A 2,051-nucleotide genomic window follows, 5' to 3' on the forward strand; every position below is an offset into this window, starting at 1 on the left:
GACAGCAGCCCGGCCGCGCCCGGCACCAGGTAGCAGGCCCGCCGCTCCCCGCCACCGACGTGGCGTGCGCCCTGCCCGGACGAGGTCCGGCGGGCAAGGTCCACGAGGGGACGCCACCACCCGCGCGGCGAGCCGACGCTCCGACGCGAGGCCAGAGCGGGAGGGCCGCCGGCGTCACGACCGGTGCAGCAGGCCGTCCACGCCCAGGCTCCGCAGGTTCCGCGCCACCTGCCGCCGCACCTCACCGCTGGCCGAGGGCAGCCGGCGTTCCAGTTCGCGCACCGACATCTCCTGGTAGACGAAGTGGTCCAGGCCCCCCTCCGGTGCGCAGTGCAGGTCCTCCATCGCCTGCCGCGCCCGACCGGCCGCCACGATGTCCACCTCCTCCATCGACCCCGGCCACCCCAGCTCGGCGGGCACCAGGTCCGGCAGCCGGGACACCACCGGTTCGCAACCGGGGAAGCGGCGCGGGTCCGCCACGATCTTCTCCCCGTTCCGTCCGTAGACCACGGCCACGCCCCGCCACACCGACCAGCCCACCACCTCCGACCAGGCGACGCTCTGCCACCGGCCCCGCGCGTCCCGGTGGCTGAGCCGGTCCGGCCCCTCCACCAGTAGCTCCCGGTCCTGCTGGGGCGGACAGGCAGCGGCCGCCTCGAAACGCGTGCCTCCCACCGGGGCGCGCGAGGTGGGAGTCGCGGGTTCCACACCCGGCAACGCCAGCTCCACACCGTCGGGCACCACCACCAGCGCCGACCGCATCGCGGTCCGCAGCACCGACGCCACCTGGTCCGGTTCGACCCGGGCCCGGCTGCGCTCGTCCCGGTAGTCGGAGCCGTTCACCCCGAACAACGCCAGGTGGGCGCGGCGGAACACCCGGGAGGCGACGCGTTCGGTGTCCCGGTGCCCGGCTTCGGACCGCCGCCGTCGTTCGAGCAGCGTCGTCAGCTCGTCCTGGTCGGGTCCCGCCGCCGCGAGTTCCGTCAGCACCGCCCAGACCGCCCCGGCCGCCCGCGCGGCCGCGTCGTGGTCGCAGAACAGGTCGATCGCGACGTGCACGCCGTCCTCGGAGAACATCGTCTGGCCGAGGAGGCGGTCCTGCCCGTCCCACCGGGCGACCAGGCTTTCCTGCACGGGGTGCAGACGCAGGTCCAGCACGTCCTGGGTGACCGCCCACACCGCGTCGAGCCTGCCGGGCAGCATGACGCCCACCCCGGAGAAGGGGGGTGGGCCGCCGGAAAACCACTCGGCCGAGGACCGCTGTCCCAGCGTGACCGGAGGGCGGTGCGGCGCCGCGCCCTGGGGGAGCGGAAGCCGCATCGCCCCGTCCAGGACCGGGGTGGTGATCGCGCAGACCGCGTTCCCGGTCACGAAGTAGCGGGCCAGGTGCTCCCGCACCTCGCGCGGGGTGAACCTGTCCAGGGGGATGTCGTCGGCCCAGTAGGCGGCTCCGACGCCCGTGGAGCCGTAGTCGTGGCGCAGCAGGGCGGCGGTCGGGCGGGACACGTCCAGCCAGCCGGCGGCGCCCCGGTCCGAGAGCACGTTCTCGATGAGGTCCTCGGGTGGATCGGCCAGCAGCTCGCACACCTCGTCGAGCTGGGCGCACACCTCGGCGCGGGCACCGGTGGCCGCGAAGACGACGGTGTCCAGGGTGGAGCCCGACCAACTGGTCGGGACGAAGAAGCCGGTGACGCGTCGCACCATCGACACCACCACCGAGGTCAGGCCCGCGTGCCGCAGTCCCTCGTCGCGGAGGCCGACACGGAAGAGCAGGAAACCGGACACCTCGCCCGAGCCCTCCTGCCAGAACACGGGGACGCCGTTGACGTGACTCTCTCCCACGTTCAGAGGCTATCGACCACAAACGGGTGACCGGGAGTGCTCAGGGACCTGACATTCCGGCGAACTTCGTCCTCGCGCCCGGAAGGGGACGACGGCATCACCCGATCGGCCCTCGCGCCTCCTCGCGGGAAGTGAACCCCTCCCGGCCGAGGGCGGCGCGGACGACGGCCCGCCCCCGCCCGCTCGGACTGGCCAGCGGCGGCCCGCCC

Annotated in this window: 1 protein-coding gene; it reads right to left on the reverse strand. The window is 74.3% G+C overall.

Annotation, left to right across the window (positions count from 1 at the left end; all coding sequences use genetic code 11):
- Positions 1–174: 174 nt before the first annotated feature.
- A complete protein-coding gene (locus tag ACTIDRAF_RS0221870; RefSeq protein ID WP_157163198.1) occupies positions 175–1,842 on the reverse strand; it encodes a peptidase M16 family protein in 1,668 nt (555 codons plus the stop codon).
- Positions 1,843–2,051 lie beyond the last annotated feature (209 nt).

Origin of the sequence: Actinoalloteichus spitiensis RMV-1378, from assembly GCF_000239155.1 — a bacterium.
GTDB classification, from domain to species: domain Bacteria; phylum Actinomycetota; class Actinomycetes; order Mycobacteriales; family Pseudonocardiaceae; genus Actinoalloteichus_B; species Actinoalloteichus_B spitiensis.